The 15,680-nt window shown below is 56.1% G+C and carries 17 protein-coding genes; 5 read left to right on the top strand and 12 right to left on the bottom strand.

Going from position 1 to position 15,680, the window contains the following annotated elements; genetic code table 11:
* Nucleotides 1-51: 51 nt before the first annotated feature.
* From ntrX to dusB, 5 genes are all read right to left on the bottom strand, one after another.
* Nucleotides 52-1,419, bottom strand: a complete 1,368-nt coding sequence (gene ntrX / locus AC0J4F_RS17035) for a nitrogen assimilation response regulator NtrX (RefSeq protein ID WP_133947347.1) — start codon at nt 1,417-1,419, stop codon at nt 52-54.
* Complete coding sequence (locus AC0J4F_RS17030) at nt 1,409-3,676, bottom strand: sensor histidine kinase (protein ID WP_133947345.1); 2,268 nt, start codon at nt 3,674-3,676, stop codon at nt 1,409-1,411. Before AC0J4F_RS17030 ends, ntrX begins: the two co-directional genes overlap by 11 nt.
* 153 nt (nt 3,677-3,829) lie before the next feature.
* Entirely contained in the window at nt 3,830-5,269 is a 1,440-nt protein-coding gene (ntrC, locus tag AC0J4F_RS17025; RefSeq protein WP_133947343.1) for a nitrogen regulation protein NR(I), read from the bottom strand.
* 13 nt (nt 5,270-5,282) lie between these two features.
* Nucleotides 5,283-6,422 carry a two-component system sensor histidine kinase NtrB gene (locus tag AC0J4F_RS17020; protein WP_133947341.1) on the bottom strand — a complete coding sequence of 380 codons (1,140 nt, stop codon included), beginning with the start codon at nt 6,420-6,422 and terminating at the stop codon, nt 5,283-5,285.
* Nucleotides 6,419-7,423: a tRNA dihydrouridine synthase DusB gene (gene dusB / locus AC0J4F_RS17015; RefSeq protein WP_473024109.1), complete on the bottom strand. Its 1,005-nt coding sequence runs from the start codon at nt 7,421-7,423 to the stop codon at nt 6,419-6,421. The genes AC0J4F_RS17020 and dusB overlap by 4 nt, the downstream gene beginning before the upstream one ends.
* A gap of 168 nt (nt 7,424-7,591) precedes the next feature.
* On the opposite strand from dusB, the gene AC0J4F_RS17010 reads away from it, so the two are divergent.
* From AC0J4F_RS17010 to AC0J4F_RS16990, 5 genes are all read left to right on the top strand, one after another.
* Nucleotides 7,592-8,842, top strand: a complete 1,251-nt coding sequence (locus AC0J4F_RS17010; RefSeq protein WP_473024108.1) for a bifunctional 2-C-methyl-D-erythritol 4-phosphate cytidylyltransferase/2-C-methyl-D-erythritol 2,4-cyclodiphosphate synthase — start codon at nt 7,592-7,594, stop codon at nt 8,840-8,842.
* A 7-nt stretch (nt 8,843-8,849) separates the two neighbouring features.
* Nucleotides 8,850-9,359: a CinA family protein gene (locus tag AC0J4F_RS17005; protein WP_166672643.1), complete on the top strand. Its 510-nt coding sequence runs from the start codon at nt 8,850-8,852 to the stop codon at nt 9,357-9,359.
* A gap of 232 nt (nt 9,360-9,591) precedes the next feature.
* On the top strand, nt 9,592-10,062 hold the full coding sequence (locus AC0J4F_RS17000; RefSeq protein WP_209002211.1) for a hypothetical protein: 471 nt from the start codon (nt 9,592-9,594) through the stop codon (nt 10,060-10,062).
* 157 nt (nt 10,063-10,219) lie between these two features.
* Nucleotides 10,220-10,693, top strand: a complete 474-nt coding sequence (locus AC0J4F_RS16995) for a hypothetical protein (RefSeq protein ID WP_209002210.1) — start codon at nt 10,220-10,222, stop codon at nt 10,691-10,693.
* A 97-nt stretch (nt 10,694-10,790) separates the two neighbouring features.
* Entirely contained in the window at nt 10,791-11,225 is a 435-nt protein-coding gene (locus AC0J4F_RS16990) for a hypothetical protein (RefSeq protein ID WP_133947335.1), read from the top strand.
* A gap of 26 nt (nt 11,226-11,251) precedes the next feature.
* On the opposite strand, the gene AC0J4F_RS16985 is transcribed toward AC0J4F_RS16990, so the two are convergent.
* From AC0J4F_RS16985 to lpdA, 7 genes are all read right to left on the bottom strand, one after another.
* On the bottom strand, nt 11,252-11,704 hold the full coding sequence (locus tag AC0J4F_RS16985) for a type II toxin-antitoxin system RatA family toxin (RefSeq protein WP_133947333.1): 453 nt from the start codon (nt 11,702-11,704) through the stop codon (nt 11,252-11,254).
* A gap of 46 nt (nt 11,705-11,750) precedes the next feature.
* Complete coding sequence (gene lipA / locus AC0J4F_RS16980; protein ID WP_133947331.1) at nt 11,751-12,725, bottom strand: lipoyl synthase; 975 nt, start codon at nt 12,723-12,725, stop codon at nt 11,751-11,753.
* Nucleotides 12,726-12,781: 56 nt separating this feature from the next.
* Entirely contained in the window at nt 12,782-13,216 is a 435-nt protein-coding gene (locus AC0J4F_RS16975) for an acyl-CoA thioesterase (protein WP_133947329.1), read from the bottom strand.
* The gene (locus tag AC0J4F_RS16970) at nt 13,213-13,566 is read right to left on the bottom strand and encodes a gamma-glutamylcyclotransferase family protein (RefSeq protein WP_473024107.1); all 354 of its coding nucleotides are present in this window, start codon (nt 13,564-13,566) and stop codon (nt 13,213-13,215) included. The genes AC0J4F_RS16975 and AC0J4F_RS16970 overlap by 4 nt, the downstream gene beginning before the upstream one ends.
* Nucleotides 13,567-13,569: 3 nt before the next feature.
* The gene (locus AC0J4F_RS16965) at nt 13,570-13,809 is read right to left on the bottom strand and encodes a GlsB/YeaQ/YmgE family stress response membrane protein (protein ID WP_133947325.1); all 240 of its coding nucleotides are present in this window, start codon (nt 13,807-13,809) and stop codon (nt 13,570-13,572) included.
* Nucleotides 13,810-13,832: 23 nt separating this feature from the next.
* Complete coding sequence (locus tag AC0J4F_RS16960; RefSeq protein ID WP_473024106.1) at nt 13,833-14,081, bottom strand: GlsB/YeaQ/YmgE family stress response membrane protein; 249 nt, start codon at nt 14,079-14,081, stop codon at nt 13,833-13,835.
* A gap of 88 nt (nt 14,082-14,169) precedes the next feature.
* Complete coding sequence (gene lpdA, locus AC0J4F_RS16955) at nt 14,170-15,618, bottom strand: dihydrolipoyl dehydrogenase (protein ID WP_473024105.1); 1,449 nt, start codon at nt 15,616-15,618, stop codon at nt 14,170-14,172.
* Between the last annotated feature and the right edge of the window lie 62 nt (nt 15,619-15,680).

Here is a 15,680-nt window from a genome sequence, read left to right as displayed (position 1 = left end):
GAAACCCCTTCCCGGCTCTTCCTATTTGGCTCTCACAGGCACGCTGGCGCGTCAGGTCATTCCCAAGGTCTTCAGCTTGCGGTGCAGCGCTGACCGTTCCATACCGACAAATTCCGCTGTGCGCGAGATGTTGCCGTCAAATCTCTTGATTTGCGCCTGAAGATACTCCCGTTCAAAAATTTCCCGCGCCTCGCGCAGGGGAACTGACATCAAGTGTTCCCCAGTACCGGAAGACGGCAGGCTCGGAAGGGTTTCGCCTATTTCAGCGGGCAGAAGGTCCGCGGTAATGGTGCTGTCCGGTTCACCCCGGCTCAGGATCAAAAGACGTTCGACATTGTTCCGCAGCTGGCGGACGTTTCCGGGCCAATCGTGTGTTTGAAGGACTGCCATGGCATCGTCGCCAATTGGGCGCAGCGGAATACCAGATGCGGCCGAAATTTGCTCCATGAAATGGCGGACAAGCACCGGAATGTCTTCCCGGCGCTCGGCAAGCCCCGGCACGCGGAGAGGTACCACGCTCAGGCGGTGATAGAGATCTTGCCGAAACAGGCCCGTAGCAATGTGTTCTTCCAGATTCTTTGAGGTCGATGACAGGATCCGGATATCGACCTGGACCTTACCGGTCCCGCCAACACGAGAAAAACTCTGCTCCACCAATACCCTAAGGATCTTGCCCTGTGTTTCCGCCGGCATGTCGGCAACTTCGTCGAGATACAGCGTACCGCCGTGTGCCTCTTCCAAAGCACCAATTTTACGCAGGTTCCCGCTCTCATCCTCGATCCCGAAAAGCTCCTCTTCCATTCGGGACGGTGTGATGGTGGCCGCGTTCAAGACAACAAACGGACTTTTCGCACGAGGTGAAAGATCATGGATCATCCGCGCTGCACGTTCCTTGCCGGCCCCCGATGGACCGGAAATCAGAATACGGCTGTTCGTTCCTGCAATTTTTTCAATGGTTTGACGGAGGCCGTTGGCAGCTGAAGAATCGCCAACAATGTCGCTGGTCTCTCCGCTCCGCTGGCGCAAGTCGCGCACTTCGCGGCGAAGACTGGACGCTTCCAAGGCCCTTTCGACAATATGGACCAGCCGGTCGGCCTTGAAGGGTTTTTCAATGTAATCATAGGCGCCACGTTTAATTGCGGAAACGGCCGTTTCGATGTTTCCGTGGCCGGAAATGATCACAACGGGCATATCCGGATCGGTTTCCTTGAACTGATCCAAAAGCGCCAAGCCGTCCAACCGGCTTCCCATAAGCCAGATATCAAGAATGACAAGCGACGGTTTGCGCTCTTTCACGGCGGCAATCGCGCTGTCTGAGTCATGCGCCGTGCGGGTGCCGTATCCGTCATCGTCCAGAATGCCGGCAATCATCTCACGGATATCGGTTTCGTCGTCTACAACCAGAATGTCATGCGCCATGGGCAGTCACTGCTTCTTCTTCGGTTTGGTCTGTTTCAAGGGCTTCAGACGGCTTCATGGAGAGCGTCAACCGGACAAGCGTTCCGGTGTCGCCTGGATTGGCCTTCGGCGCATCCAGCAATTCAATGCCCCCTCCATGGTCTTCAAGAATCTTGCGCACGATGGCAAGTCCCAGTCCTGTCCCCTTCTCACGTGTCGTCATGTACGGCTCCAAAAGCCGCGATCGATTTTCTTCCGGCAGGCCGATGCCGTTGTCGACCACATCAACAATTACCCGCTGCGGATCGTCTTCTGGATCACATTTGACGTGAACGGAGACCGATCCCTTGGGCAAATCGTCACCCGTCCGGGCCGCAACGGCTTCTGTGGCGTTCTTGATAACATTTGTGAAGGCCTGTCCGACCAGCCGCTCGTCATACGTCGCCAAAACAGAGCTCTCAGGCAAGTCGGCGGTTACGGATATGTCCGGGTTTGCCACGGACTGCATGAAGGCAGCATTTCGAACAGATTCCCGCAAATCGCTCGTGGTTTTTTTCGGTTTGCGCATACGCGCAAAGGAGGAGAATTCATCGACCATCTGCCCGATGTCGCCGACCTGGCGCACGATTGTATCGATGCACTGGTCAAAGACTTCGCGGTCCTCTTCGATCCGTTTGCCATAACGCCGCCGGATCCGCTCGGCAGACAACTGGATCGGTGTCAAAGGGTTCTTGATCTCGTGCGCAATCCGGCGGGCAACATCCGCCCAGGCCGAGTTGCGTTGCGCGGACACAAGGTCGGTAATGTCGTCCAGCGTCACAACGAACCCGTGTTCCCGGCGGGTTGATTGCTCGCTCGTCGTGCGCACATTGATTGTCCGCAGCCGTCCCCCGCGCGTGATTTCAATCTGGGTTTCCGGCATCTTGTCGCCTTGCAAGGCCAGAACATCTGAAAGGTAGTCCGTCAACTCCGGCAAGACGTCCGGCAGCGGCTTGTTCAGGATACGAATTTCCTCAACCTGCAGGAGCTCTTCGGCGGACCGGTTGACCAGGATGATCGATCCCTCGTCGTCCACCCCGATAACGCCGGTCGAAACCCCGGACAGAACAGCTTCGTTGAAGCGCCGTCTCCGATCTATCTGCTCATTGGCCGCAAGAAGCGCATCCCGTTGACCAACCAACTGACCGGTCATTTTGTTGAAACTTTGCCCAAGATTGGCAAGGTCGCCGCCGGCTTTTTCCGTCGGCACGGTGACGGACAGGTTCCCGCTCGCCACTTCATCTGCTGCGGAGATGAGGCTTCGGATCGGTGAGACCAGCTGATTTGCGAACCCGAAGCCGATCCATATCGCGGAAAGCAGCAGAACCAGAGCAACACCAAGATAGACCAGCGCAAAGGCGACCTGTACGCCGAACCGGCTGTTTTCCATTTGCTGGTATTGAAGTGCGCCGCTTTCGGCAAGGCCCATGTACTCCACGACACGCGGATCAAGACGGCGTACCGCATAAAGAACAAAGCCATCGTAGGCGGATAGGTTCATCACGCCGCCGACAAGGTTCGAAATCCCCGGCGCGATTAGAATTGGGTCACCGGATTGTGCCTTGAAGATGCTATCTGCCGGCGGCAGTGGGATATCGGCGTTGGGATCCAGAACAACCCTGGTCACCACGTCGCCTTCGCGGTTGATGATGTAGGCCGCCAGAATGCCGCGCAAGGAGACCTGTGTGCGGAAAAACTGATCAAACCGGGTAGGCTCGAAGTCGTAGACCGGCTTTGCCCGGTCCAGATCGGTCCGCATTGCAATGAGATCGCCCCGCAGAACCCTTGCGTGCTCCTGCAAATAAGCCTGTGCCACCGTCAAGGCGTTGTCGATGATGGTGCGTGTTCGGTCCTCAAACCAACGGTCGAGCCCGCGATCAAGCGTGACAGCCGCTAGAATGGCCATCAGAATCGCTGGAACGGCTGCAACGACACTGAACAAAGCCACCACCCGCACGTGAAGACGGGCGGCCGCCCGACCACGGCGGCGGGCCTGCAGCAGTTTGATGATTTCATAGCCGATGAGCGCCAACAGGATTACGGCCCAAAGGCCGTTGATCGCCATGGCCGTGACGATGACGTCGCGTGTCGGGTCGAGAGACGTCAGACCCATCAGGATGAAAAATGTGACCCCGATGGAAATGAGGGCCAGAATCATGACGGCAAGACCGGCGCGCCGCCAGAACTTACTGGCGCTGCCGGATTGCGCTACGGGATGTTGCGCGGATTCCAGTATCATTCGGCCCCTGGTATTTGCCTGCAAAAATTCTGCGCAGAATAACATGATCTGCGAATGCGGCAGACTTACCACACAATGTTGCGAAATTGCGACAAGGCAAAATCGTCCACTGACAAATTCAAGTGAAAAGTGGCGCTGAATTTTATTCCAGCGTCACCGTGTGGAGCGCATAACCTGTATATCCAAATCCCGGATTTTCTTGCGCAACGTGTTGCGGTTCACGCCCAAAAGCTCTGCCGCCTTGATCTGGTTTCCTCGCGTTGCCGCAAGCGCCGCGCTGATCAGAGGGTACTCCACCTCCCGTAAAATGCGATGGTAGAGACCAGGGGGTGGCAGTGCATCGCCGAACGTTTCGAAATATCCGGACAAGTACTTTTCAACCGAACCGCCAAGATCAACGGTTTCGGACGTCTCATCTTCGAGCGGATTCGTGGACGGTTGGCTCAGCTCATGATCAAGCATTGCCTCGCCGATAACATCCTGCGGATAGAGCGCCGCTAACCTGCGAACGAGGTTTTCCAGTTCCCGCACGTTGCCCGGCCAACGGTACCGGCGCATGAGGTTCATCGCGCTCTGATCGACCTGCTTGGCCGGAAGCCCCTCTTTTTCCGCTATGGAAAAGAAGTGCCGCACAAGGTCGGGAATGTCCTCAACCCGTTCGCGCAGCGGTGGGAGCCGGATCGGTACAACGTTCAGCCGGAAATACAGATCTTCGCGGAATAGTCCCTGATTGATGAGATGCCGTAAATCCTTGTTGGTGGCCGCAACGATACGGACATCGGTTTTGATCGGCGTCCGACCACCGACAGTGGTGTATTCGCCTTGCTGCAGAACACGGAGTAGCCGGGTCTGCGCCTCCATGGGCATATCACCGATCTCATCCAGAAAAAGCGTTCCGCCATCAGCCTGCTCGAACCGGCCGGAGCTTCTGTTTTGTGCGCCCGTGAATGCGCCTTTCTCATGCCCGAACAACTCGGCCTCGATCAGATCCCGCGGGATGGCCGCCATGTTGATCGCGACAAAGGGGCCGTTGCGCCGCTTGCCATAGTCATGCAGCGCGCGCGCCACCAACTCCTTGCCCGTTCCAGATTCGCCATTGATCATGACTGTCAAATCAGTCTGCATCAGACGAGCCAGAACGCGGTAAATCTCCTGCATTGCCGGCGATCGGCCGACAAGCGGCATTCCCTCGCCGCTTTCCTCTATATCGGCCACAGGACGTTTCTTTGGCTCTTCCAGCGCACGCTGGACGATCCCGGTCAGCTCTTTCAGGTCAAACGGTTTGGGCAGATACTCATAGGCGCCCTTTTCCGATGCCTTGATTGCGGTCATGAACGTGTTTTGCGCACTCATAACCAAAACGGGCAGTTCCGGGCGCATCTTCTTAATGCGCGGCAAGACATCAAAGATGTTCTCATCCGGCATCACCACATCGGTGATCACCAGATCTCCGTCGCCGGCTGAAACCCAGCGCCAGAGGGTGGACGCATTCGACGTCAAACGCACCGTATATCCAGCCCGCGACAGGGCCTGGTTAAGCACGGTGCGGATGGCGGCATCATCATCGGCAACCAAAATCGTGCCAGTCGGCATGGTCAGTCAGCCCTTATACTGCTCCGGCCCCAGGCCCGGAATCGGTGGTTGAATACGCTGGCATCAAAATCCGGAAGACGGTTTTTCCGCGCTGGCTGTCACACTCGATGACACCGCCATGATCGCCGATGATCTTGGCTACGAGCGCGAGACCCAGTCCAGAACCATTTGTTTTTGTTGTGATAAATGGCTCAAACAGATGCGGCAGCAAATCTTCAGGAACGCCCGGACCGTTGTCCTGGACGCAAAACTCGAGCGGCAGGCTGACCTTGTCTTCCGTGCCAGGTACGGACAGGCGGACACCGGGCCGGAATGCAGTCGAAATCCGGATTTCGCCATCCGGATCGTCACCAATCGCCTCACTGGCATTCTTGATCAAGTTCAGGAACACTTGGATCAACTGATCCTTGTTGGCATAGACCGGCGGCAACGACGGGTCATAATTCTCAATGATCCTGTTGTCCCGGGCAAAGCCGCTGTCGGACAATCGCTTCACATGATCCAGGACGACGTGGATGTTGACGGGGTCGCGTTCGATCGGCCGTTCATCGGAAAACACTTCCATCCGGTCGACCAGTTTCACGATCCGGTCGGTTTCATCCGTGATCAACCGGGTCAAAGCCCGGTCTTCATCGGGAGCTGATTGTTCGAGCAACTGGGCAGCGCCACGAATCCCGGACAACGGGTTCTTGATCTCATGCGCAAGCATGGCGGCCAAGCCTGTGACCGTGCGCGCTGCGCCACGCGACGTCAGTTGACGGTCGATTTTTTCCGCCATGGTGCGCTCTTGAAACATCAGCACCACGGCACCGGGCCGGTTCGCGACCGGCGCTGCATTGATGTCGACAATCTTCGGCGCGCCGATGCGCGGTGACCCGATATCGACCTTGTACTCGTTGACAGCGGCACCGCGTTCACGAACCTGGTCAATCAGTGTCAGAAGCGGACTTCCGAACGGGATGAACTCATTGATTGGATGCCGGCGCAGCACGGAGATGCTGGACCGCATGAAAAACTCCGCCGCCATATTGGCCGATTCAATCACCCCATCCGGGGCAACAAGCAGGACCGGGTGTGGGAGTGCATCGAGGATGGTTGGACCATCGCTGGCCAGGGCTTCGGTGCGTCCCTTTGGAGTATCTCGATCCGTCACGCTGCCGTCCGTGTATTGCAGGAAGAAAACCAATCGGAAGCAATCCGGACGATCTCATCCGGCTGGTTCGATGTCATCATAGTTTTTTTGAGGCCAGCCGGCATATCCAGTCCGCCCTGTTCAATGGACGTATCGAGGTACCAGCCGAGGTGTTTTCGTGCGATCCGCACGCCTGGCAAGACGCCGTAAAGGCCCAGGATTGCCTCGTAATGCTCGATCACCAGATCGCCAAGCGCATTGCCTTGGGGTGCTGACAGGATTTCGCCCGTTTCCAGGTAGTGTCCAACGAGGCCCGGCAACCACGGCCGGCCATATGCCCCGCGCCCGATCATGACCGCATCGGCACCAGATGCCGCCAACATCGCGTCAGCGCTTTCAATACCCGTGCAATCGCCATTGGCGATAAGCGGTACCGATATTTCAGATTTGACGGCCGAAATCGCGTCCCAATCTGCCGTGCCTTTATAAAACTGACAGCGTGTCCGGCCATGCACCGTGATCAGTTGCACACCAGCAGCTTCCGCCCGGCGCGCAAGCTCAGGTGCATTGATCGTGGTGTCGTCCCAACCAAGACGCATCTTGAGCGTCACCGGGACATCAACGGCTTCAACTGTTGCTTCAATCAAGGTCAAGGCGTGATCGAGATCACGCATCAAGGCCGAACCGGAGTATCCGGAGGTCACCTTTTTCGCGGGACATCCCATGTTGATATCGATGATATCGGCGCCCAGACTTGCTATGACTTTGGCCGCCTCGCCCATCCAGCGCGCTTCCCGGCCGGCCAGTTGAACGACATGCAGCCCCCCATCCTGCGCTTCGGCACGCATCTGGGTTTCCGCATCACCTTTGACGAAGGATTCACTGGCGACCATTTCACTGACCACCATGCCAGCGCCGAACCGCGCCGCAAGACGGCGGAACGGCAGATCGCTCACGCCAGACATCGGCGCCAGGACTGCGCGATTTTTCAGGGAGTGGGGGCCGATCTTGATAGACTTCATGCCAGGTCGCGACGCGCTTTCACAAATGCTCATTGTCTGTGCATTTCTCATTCTGCCTATATACTAGACATTTCACAGATGGCAACAAGGGATAAATTGCGGTCAGGCCATTGATTTGGTTAAAGACGATCTCGTGACGAGGCAATTGCCCTTTGGAGATCTAACACCATGCCGAAAACCGCCGCTCTTGTTGTCGCCGCCGGACGCGGCAGCCGAATGGCGCAAGACGGCAGCACCACTCCGAAGCAGTACCGGCAAATCGCCGACGCTCCGATCCTCTCCCATACATTGAAAGCACTCGGGAATCATCCCGCAATCTCAACTATTCTTACGGTGATCCACGCAGACGACGGCGACGCGTATGCCAACGCTGTGGAGTCTCTGCCGCAAGAAGTATCCTCAAAGCTCTTGTCGGCGGTGGTTGGCGGAAAAACACGGCAGAAGTCGGTCTTGAACGGTTTAAAGGCTTTGGAAAAAGCCGACCCGGATTTTGTCCTTATACATGATGCAGCTCGCCCCTTCCTGAGCGCCGACGTATTGGACGGCGTCATCGAAGCATTAGAAGAAGGCCAAGACGGCGTTCTTCCCGCTGTTCCCGTCGTTGACACCTTAAAACGCCAGCCACAAGGCGCTGACAAGTTGGAAACCGTCGACCGCAGCAATCTTCATGCGGCACAAACGCCGCAGGGTTTCCCCTTCGCCAAGATCCTATCTGCTCATCGGGCCGCGGCATCTACTGGTCTCGATGACTTTACCGATGACACCAGTCTTGCAGAATGGGCTGGCCTTGTGATTGCACTGAGCAATGGCGATCCGGCGAACTTCAAGATAACAACGCCGGCCGACCTCAGCCGGGCACAAACTCTAGCAAAGACGTGGACCATGACTGCCTCAACCCATCAAAAACCGTCTCTGGCAAGCCTTCAAGATGTCCGGAACGGCATCGGATATGATGTTCATGCATTTGAGGCAGGATCAGAGGTCGTTCTTGGCGGCGTGGCTATACCTCATACCCAATCCTTGAAAGGCCACTCGGATGCAGACGTAGTTCTGCATGCAATTACAGATGCGACACTTGGGGCGATTGGCGACGGTGATATCGGTCAGCATTTTCCGCCCAGTGACCCAAAGTGGAAAGGCGCTGCGTCGGACCAGTTTCAGATCGACGCGGTCCGACGTGTCAAAGACCTTGGCGGCCGGATCGCCCATATCGACGTCACCATCGTCTGCGAGGCTCCGAAGATCGGACCGCATCGCGAAACAATCCGGGCATCCATCGCAACTATCTGCGATATTCCGAGCTCTCGGGTATCCGTAAAGGCGACAACATCGGAAAAACTCGGGTTTACTGGCCGGAAAGAAGGCATCGCAGCGCTTGCCAGCGTAACGGTCCGCTTGCCACTGAACGAAGATGAGTGAGATCCAGATGTCAGGCAAACACCCTGCAAACCTCGCTGACCTTGGCACCCTCGCAGCTTCCGTACTGGACGCCATGAAGGTCCGGAACATGATGGTGGCAACAGCAGAGTCGTGCACCGGCGGGCTTATTGCCGGGAGCTTGACCGATATTGCGGGCTCATCAGCCGTGGTGGATCGCGGGTTTGTGACCTATTCCAACGAAGCCAAAACGGACATGCTTGGTGTACCGGCACAACTTATTGCGAAGGTCGGCGCTGTTAGCAAAGACGTCGCCATAGCCATGGCCGAAGGTGCGCTCGCTAAGTCCAAAGCCGACATCGCAGTGTCCGTCACAGGAATTGCCGGACCGGGTGGAGGCAGCGACGAAAAGCCAGTCGGCACCGTTCATATTGCTGTTGCAGTGAAGAATAAACCGACGCGGCATTTGCATTGCTGGTTTGCGGACAATGGCAGGACCTCGATCCGGCTAGAAACGGTCCAGACCGCCCTCACCGCTCTGCTAGACGCTCTGGACTAGCTGCTCAGCCGAATTTTTTTGAGCTCGCAAAGAGCAGCTGCTCAATCGCTGTCGAAAGCACATGACCCAGCGTCCTGCTGGCGTGATTAGGGCAAATTGTGCAATGCAAATAAAACACCTATAAAACCGTCCGCCGCATGGTAACCGGTGGTTTACACTGGCCAAGAAAGGCGTTTTACGACCAGGCCCGGCAAATGTAGGTTGCAATCGTTGCAAACAGAACATCCGTGCTATGACGATCAGAAACGCCTTTCTCGCGGCGATCACATTGTTGGTTCCAGTCAGTGCTCAGGCAGGTGGAATTCCCCAGCCTGGCGACTTCTATTTTATATCCCGGGATCAACAAGGCACGTTTGTTGGAAGCCACAAACTCTACCTCGAGTATTCCAGCGGTTTGAAACAAGTCAGCTACTGCAATCGCGACTACTATGTGCGCAGCCACTCCGTTGCGTGGACTCAGTTTGAGACCGAACTCGGCCGGACAGTTCAGATCGAGTACAATTTCGGCCGTGGATGGCGCCCGATCTGTCAGCGCCCGCAGGATCAGGTTGCCCTTGCTGATCTTGGCATCGAGATGCAGCCGAGAGAATTCCTGCAGCAATCACAAAGTGACGACAAACCTGTCAGCCGCTTGAGTGCGATCAGCGGCATCTTTAACAAGAGCAAGGCTGACAGCCGATATAAAAGCTACCATACGCGCTGATTTACATTCTGACCGCAGCACATGCCGCAGAGTTTATTTCATTAAAACTTTAGACAATTTCGAACCCCTTCAGAAATTTGTTCTTGAAGGATTTCGGTTATTCAAGACATTGAGCAGCTTTGCTTTCGCGAAATGAGTTCGCGAATAAGGACCGGATATGATGATCCAGAAGACAGTAATTGCCGCCGCGCTGGCACTCGCGTGCACCGCACCGACCCAGACCTACGCTGACCAACTTGAACCGGGTGATACCTACATCATCTCCCGGGACGGTCATCGCATCTTCCGCGGGTCCCATCAAATCTACAACCGCATGGCCGAAGGTCTGGTTGAGGTGACCTATTGCCAAAGATCCTATTGGGTGAGGTACGCAACTGTTGCCTGGACCCAGCTTGAAGTTGACCGCGGGTATGAACTGCGCGTCGAGTACAATCGCGGCAAAGGCTGGCGGCCGATTTGTGCCAATCCCGAGGAACAAGTCACCCTTGCTGATCTTGGAATCAATGAAGATCCACGGCTGATCATTCAGGAAGACGGTCCGCTGGTGAACCCGATCAGCCGCTTCGCTGCAATTAGCAAATCATTCGGCTCTGGCGACAAGGCAAAAGGCTCTTACCACGCCACTGAATAGGCTCGAAATCCACTGGTAAGGCTCGCGCAAGACAATTGCAGTAAAAAAGGATTGTGACTTAAAGACGAGAATCGAAAGCTGTACAGGACATTTGCCGATGACACGCGCTCAATGCATAGCAATCCTGACGTTTTTGCCAGCAATCACTCTGGCCGGTTCCAGTTTTGCGCAAAGCGACTACTATATTCGGTCCCAATATCCGGATGGCACATTCACCGGTTCTCACGAAATTCTGACACGGCCGAAAGAAGGCTACTACCAGGCGCAGTATTGTGATCGCATGTTCTGGGTCAGCACGACCACTGTCGTTTGGACCGAGGAAGAAGTTGCCGCCGGTCGAACACTGATCCTGGAAGAAAATTTCGGTGAAGAACGCAACGTGTTATGCAGCGACAACACGGCCTTCGCCAGCCTTTACGACCTTGGCCTGGAGAAGCGGGAAATCGAAGCCCTTCGGGAGCCGGAAGGATCCTTCCAGACGCGGGCAAGCCGCATTCATACGATCCGCGACGCATTCAAGCAGTTCAAATAAATCAGCAATAGCAACCGGACTGACGACTAGCCGCCGTAGACCTGATCTGCGCGGGTCTCGAAGGCGTTTGAAAACTTCCGGAACGCCTTATCGAACATGGCCCCCATCAACGATCCGAGCGCTCGGCTGCGGAACTCGTAATTGATATAAAACCCGACCGTGCTCCGGCCATCGTCCACATCCTTGAACGTCCACTTGTTCTCTAGATGCTTGAACGGGCCGTCCAGATACTCGACCAATATGGTCTTGCTATCGGGCTGAAGTTCCACCCGGCTGGTGAAGGTTTCCTTGAACATCTTATAGGCAACGGTCATGTCGGCGACCAGCACGGTGCGCCCGTCCGGCAGCTCCTTCCGGCCTCGCACTTGAAGGGCCTGGCAAAGTGGAACGAACTTCGGATATTGCTCAACATCCGCCACGAGGCGGAACATGTCGTCCGCCTTGTGATTGACCTTATGCGAAGATGAAAAACTGGGCATGGGTTAGTGTGGTCCTATCGCCTTGCCAAATCCTTTAAGCGGGCCGTTAGTGGCCGAGTTTTGCCTTGCGGGCCGCGCGCAGATCCGCGAAATCTTCGCCCGCGTGGTGTGATGAACGTGTCAGTGGGCTTGCGGAGACCTTCAGGAACCCCTTGGCATAAGCGATCCGCTCATAGCCCTTGAATTCTTCCGGCGTCACGAAGGACATCACCGGATGGTGCTTCTTCGATGGCTGCAGGTACTGACCGATCGTCAGGAAATCAACATCCGCTGCGCGCAAGTCGTCCATCAACTGAAGCACTTCGTTCCGCTCTTCGCCAAGGCCGACCATAATGCCGGATTTGGTGAACATCTCCGGATCCAGTTCCTTCACCTTCTGAAGAAGGCGGATGGAATGGAAATACCGTGCCCCTGGGCGGACTTTTAAGTACTTGGACGGAACTGTCTCAAGATTGTGGTTGAAGACATCCGGGCGCGCTTCAACAACGATTTCCATCGCGCCATCCTTGCGCAGGAAATCTGGAGTAAGAACCTCGACGGTTGTCGATGGAGATGTCTTGCGGATGGCCTGAATGACATCTGCGAAATGCCGTGCGCCGCCATCGTCCAAATCATCCCGGTCGACGGATGTGACCACGACATGTTCCAGGCCCATCGTCGCCACGGCGTCCGCAACACCCTGGGGCTCTTTTGGGTCGACCGGTCCCGGCATGCCTGTGCGGACATTACAGAACGCGCAAGCGCGGGTGCAGGTGTCACCCAAAATCATGAAAGACGCGTGCTTTTTCGACCAGCACTCGCCAATATTGGGGCAGCCGGCCTCTTCACACACAGTTACGAGGTTGTTCTGCCGGACTGTGTTGTGCGTCTCTTTGTAGACGGGCGATGTCGGCGCTTTGACGCGAATCCATTTCGGCTTCCGCTGGACAGGATTGTCAGGTCGGTGAGCCTTTTCCGGGTGGCGCGGGCGCGCTTCGGATGGATCTTGGGGGCGATTGAGCGTGTCGACGATCGTAACCATGGGCCTTAAGTGTCGTTCTTTCCGTTAAAGATCAAGCCACAAAACTGTCATGCCTGCTAGCAAGTTGACGCAGGGCTGGTCAACGTATTGAGACGGTCCTTCGCGCGGTCTGTCAGCGGATGGGACCGGCGGCTTTCATTGTTCATCTGGACGATGACGGTGACAGCCTGTGCAACAGCCTTACTGTCCTGAAAGATTTTCTGATGCAGTTTGAAGGAAGATCTTCCGACATCCTGCACCACAGTTCCAATCTGCACTTCGCCAGGCCAGTTGACTTCAGCCAGGAAATCCAACTCCAACCTCGCGATGACAAAGGATGCTCCAGTGTCTGCTAAAGCTTCACCGTAGATGACTTCGGTCCGCCCAGTTTCCAGAAAGGTCGCAAAGACCGCATTGTTTACATGCCCTTGCCGGTCAGTGTCTGCGTAGCGCAGCTTGTCTGAAGCGGTCATCGGAAAATCAGATATGCGGGCAAACGCTTCGGTCTTCATTCTTCTGTCTCAGTTGCAATCACGTAGATCGATGCCGGAACTTGTCCTTCAGGCGTCTCGACATCGATTAGAACGCGTTGATACCCGGGTCCCTCAAAAGCGTCCAGCCGGTCCCAATGGTTGATAAGGTCAATTGAGACCAAAACATGGACCTCGATGGTGTCGCCGTTCGGGTCGACAACAAGTCCTGGATACCCAAGGTCAGCACCCCACCCGGCCTCGATCAAACGTCCCCGGATCGCCCCTGTGGTCCAGGTTCCCTCATTTTTTTCAACATGATGGTGGTTCACCCGCCCTGGCGCGAGCGTTCCATATGTGGCGAGGCGATGGTCTGCCGCGAGCCGCACCATGTTCTATTTGAACACCTTCTTCCAGACGAACAGAAAAAGGATCGCGCCGATCACGGCGATGATCAACCGATCGAGCACGCCACCGGTGACATTCAGATTGAGGATGGAGGCTAGCTCACCGCCGATCAACGCGCCGACCAGGCCAACAACAAGACTGCCCAGAAAACCGCCCCGACTGTTCAGCACCCTATGGGCGACAGCTCCCGCAATCAGGCCAATAATGATTGTGATAATCAGCCCCATTGCGGGCACTCCTATAAGAAAAGTTAGGCGATCACGCGCGCCAGCAGCACAATTACAACAGCGCCGATGGCTGCGACAACGATCTCGTTCACATACGCATTGCCAAGATCAATGTTGATGCCAACAAGCTTGAACAAAAAGCCACCAACAAACGCGCCAATCAAACCGGTGATCAAATACCGGATCAATCCGCCGCCGCCAACGACGACACTGGCCAGCCAACCGGCGATAATCCCGATCGCAACCCAAATCAAAATTGCTTTTACATCCATAACAAACGGCTCCTTATGTGCCTGAACCCAGACAGCGCCACGTTAAACATTTCGCTGCCTGGGTCCAGATATGAATGCGCGGTGTCGATCAAGCGTTCAGGACGCGACCATAGGCATCGAGCACACTTTCCTTCATCATCTCCGACAAGGTCGGATGCGGGAAGATGGTGTGCATCAGGTCTTCTTCGGTCGTTTCCAGGTTCATCGCAACAACGAAACCCTGGATGAGTTCGGTCACTTCCGCGCCAACCATATGCGCGCCAAGCAGCTCGCCAGACTTCTTGTCAAAGATCACCTTGATCATGCCGGTGTCTTCACCAAGAGCGATGGCCTTGCCGTTAGCATTGAACTGGTACCGGCCAACCCGGATGTCGCGGCCCTGCTCCTTGGCTTTGGCTTCGGTCAAGCCGACGGAGGCAACCTGCGGATTGCAGTAAGTGCAGCCCGGGATCTTGCCCTTGTCCATCGGATGGACATTTGGCAGGCCCGCGATCTTTTCGATGCAAACGACGCCCTCATGTTCTGCCTTGTGCGCCAGCATCGGCGGACCGGCGACATCGCCAATAGCGTAAAGACCGGGAACATTGGTCTTGCCGTAGCCGTCGATAACGATACATCCGCGATCGGTTTTGACACCAAGCGTTTCAAGTCCGAGGTTCTCAATGTTGCCCTGAACACCGACTGCGGAAATCAGGCGGTCTGCCGTGATTTGCTGAACCTTGCCATCCTTCGTTTCCACATGCGCCGTGATGCTGTCGGCCGCTTTGTCGACCTTGGACACCTTCGCTTCGGTGATGATCTTCATGCCGCGCTTTTCAAACATCTTGCGGGCAAACTTGGAGATCTCATCGTCCTCAACCGGCATGACATTCGGCATCAGTTCAACAACGGTCACATCCACACCCATGGAAAGGTAGAAGGACGCGAATTCGATTCCGATGGCGCCAGATCCCATAACGACCATGGACTTCGGCATCTTTTCAGGCTTCATCGCCTCGAAGTACGTCCAGATCAGCTTTCCATCCGGCTCAATACCCGGCAAAGCGCGCGGACGGGCACCGGTCGCAACGATGATGTTCTTGGCGGTGTAGGTCCCCTCACCCTTCGTGCCTTTCGGCGCCGGATGCTGCGGCTCGACCGCCGGCTTGGACGGCTTGCCGACAACGATCTCACCCGGCTTGGTGAGTTTCGCCTCCCCCCAGATGACATCGATCTTGTTCTTCTTCATCAAGAAACCGACGCCGCCATTCAGCCGCGCAGACACGCCGCGGGAACGCGCGACCACGTCCTTGACGTCCGCCGTCATCTTGCCTTCCAGCTTCAGGCCGAAGCTCTTGGCATGGTTGGCATGGTCCATCATTTCCGCAGAGCGCAGGAGCGCCTTGGTCGGAATACAGCCCCAGTTGAGGCAGATGCCGCCGAGGTGTTCACGCTCGACGATGGCAGTTTTCAGCCCGAGCTGAGCGGCCCGGATCGCAGTCACATAACCACCTGGCCCGGAGCCGATGATGATCACGTCATAATTGGTATCAGCCATGGTGTTTTCCCCGGCGAAAAGTAGAAACCTTGAAAAAAGCGCGGCAGAGACGCCGCGCTTTT

This window comes from Roseibium sp. R5 (assembly GCF_055755305.1).
This window is presented reverse-complemented; position numbering and strand designations above follow the sequence as displayed.

Bases quoted from the DNA above. Each gene is read 5' to 3' on its own strand.
- ntrX (WP_133947347.1), bottom strand. From the start codon at position 1,419: ATGGCGCATGACATTCTGGTTGTAGACGACGAAACCGATATCCGTGAG.
- AC0J4F_RS17030 (WP_133947345.1), bottom strand. From the start codon at position 3,676: ATGATACTGGAATCCGCGCAACATCCCGTAGCGCAATCCGGCAGCGCC.
- ntrC (WP_133947343.1), bottom strand. From the start codon at position 5,269: ATGCCGACTGGCACGATTTTGGTTGCCGATGATGATGCCGCCATCCGC.
- dusB (WP_473024109.1), bottom strand. From the start codon at position 7,423: ATGAAGTCTATCAAGATCGGCCCCCACTCCCTGAAAAATCGCGCAGTC.
- AC0J4F_RS17010 (WP_473024108.1), top strand. From the start codon at position 7,592: ATGCCGAAAACCGCCGCTCTTGTTGTCGCCGCCGGACGCGGCAGCCGA.
- AC0J4F_RS17005 (WP_166672643.1), top strand. From the start codon at position 8,850: ATGTCAGGCAAACACCCTGCAAACCTCGCTGACCTTGGCACCCTCGCA.
- AC0J4F_RS17000 (WP_209002211.1), top strand. From the start codon at position 9,592: ATGACGATCAGAAACGCCTTTCTCGCGGCGATCACATTGTTGGTTCCA.
- AC0J4F_RS16995 (WP_209002210.1), top strand. From the start codon at position 10,220: ATGATGATCCAGAAGACAGTAATTGCCGCCGCGCTGGCACTCGCGTGC.
- AC0J4F_RS16990 (WP_133947335.1), top strand. From the start codon at position 10,791: ATGACACGCGCTCAATGCATAGCAATCCTGACGTTTTTGCCAGCAATC.
- AC0J4F_RS16985 (WP_133947333.1), bottom strand. From the start codon at position 11,704: ATGCCCAGTTTTTCATCTTCGCATAAGGTCAATCACAAGGCGGACGAC.
- lipA (WP_133947331.1), bottom strand. From the start codon at position 12,725: ATGGTTACGATCGTCGACACGCTCAATCGCCCCCAAGATCCATCCGAA.
- AC0J4F_RS16975 (WP_133947329.1), bottom strand. From the start codon at position 13,216: ATGAAGACCGAAGCGTTTGCCCGCATATCTGATTTTCCGATGACCGCT.
- AC0J4F_RS16970 (WP_473024107.1), bottom strand. From the start codon at position 13,566: ATGGTGCGGCTCGCGGCAGACCATCGCCTCGCCACATATGGAACGCTC.
- AC0J4F_RS16965 (WP_133947325.1), bottom strand. From the start codon at position 13,809: ATGGGGCTGATTATCACAATCATTATTGGCCTGATTGCGGGAGCTGTC.
- AC0J4F_RS16960 (WP_473024106.1), bottom strand. From the start codon at position 14,081: ATGGATGTAAAAGCAATTTTGATTTGGGTTGCGATCGGGATTATCGCC.
- lpdA (WP_473024105.1), bottom strand. From the start codon at position 15,618: ATGGCTGATACCAATTATGACGTGATCATCATCGGCTCCGGGCCAGGT.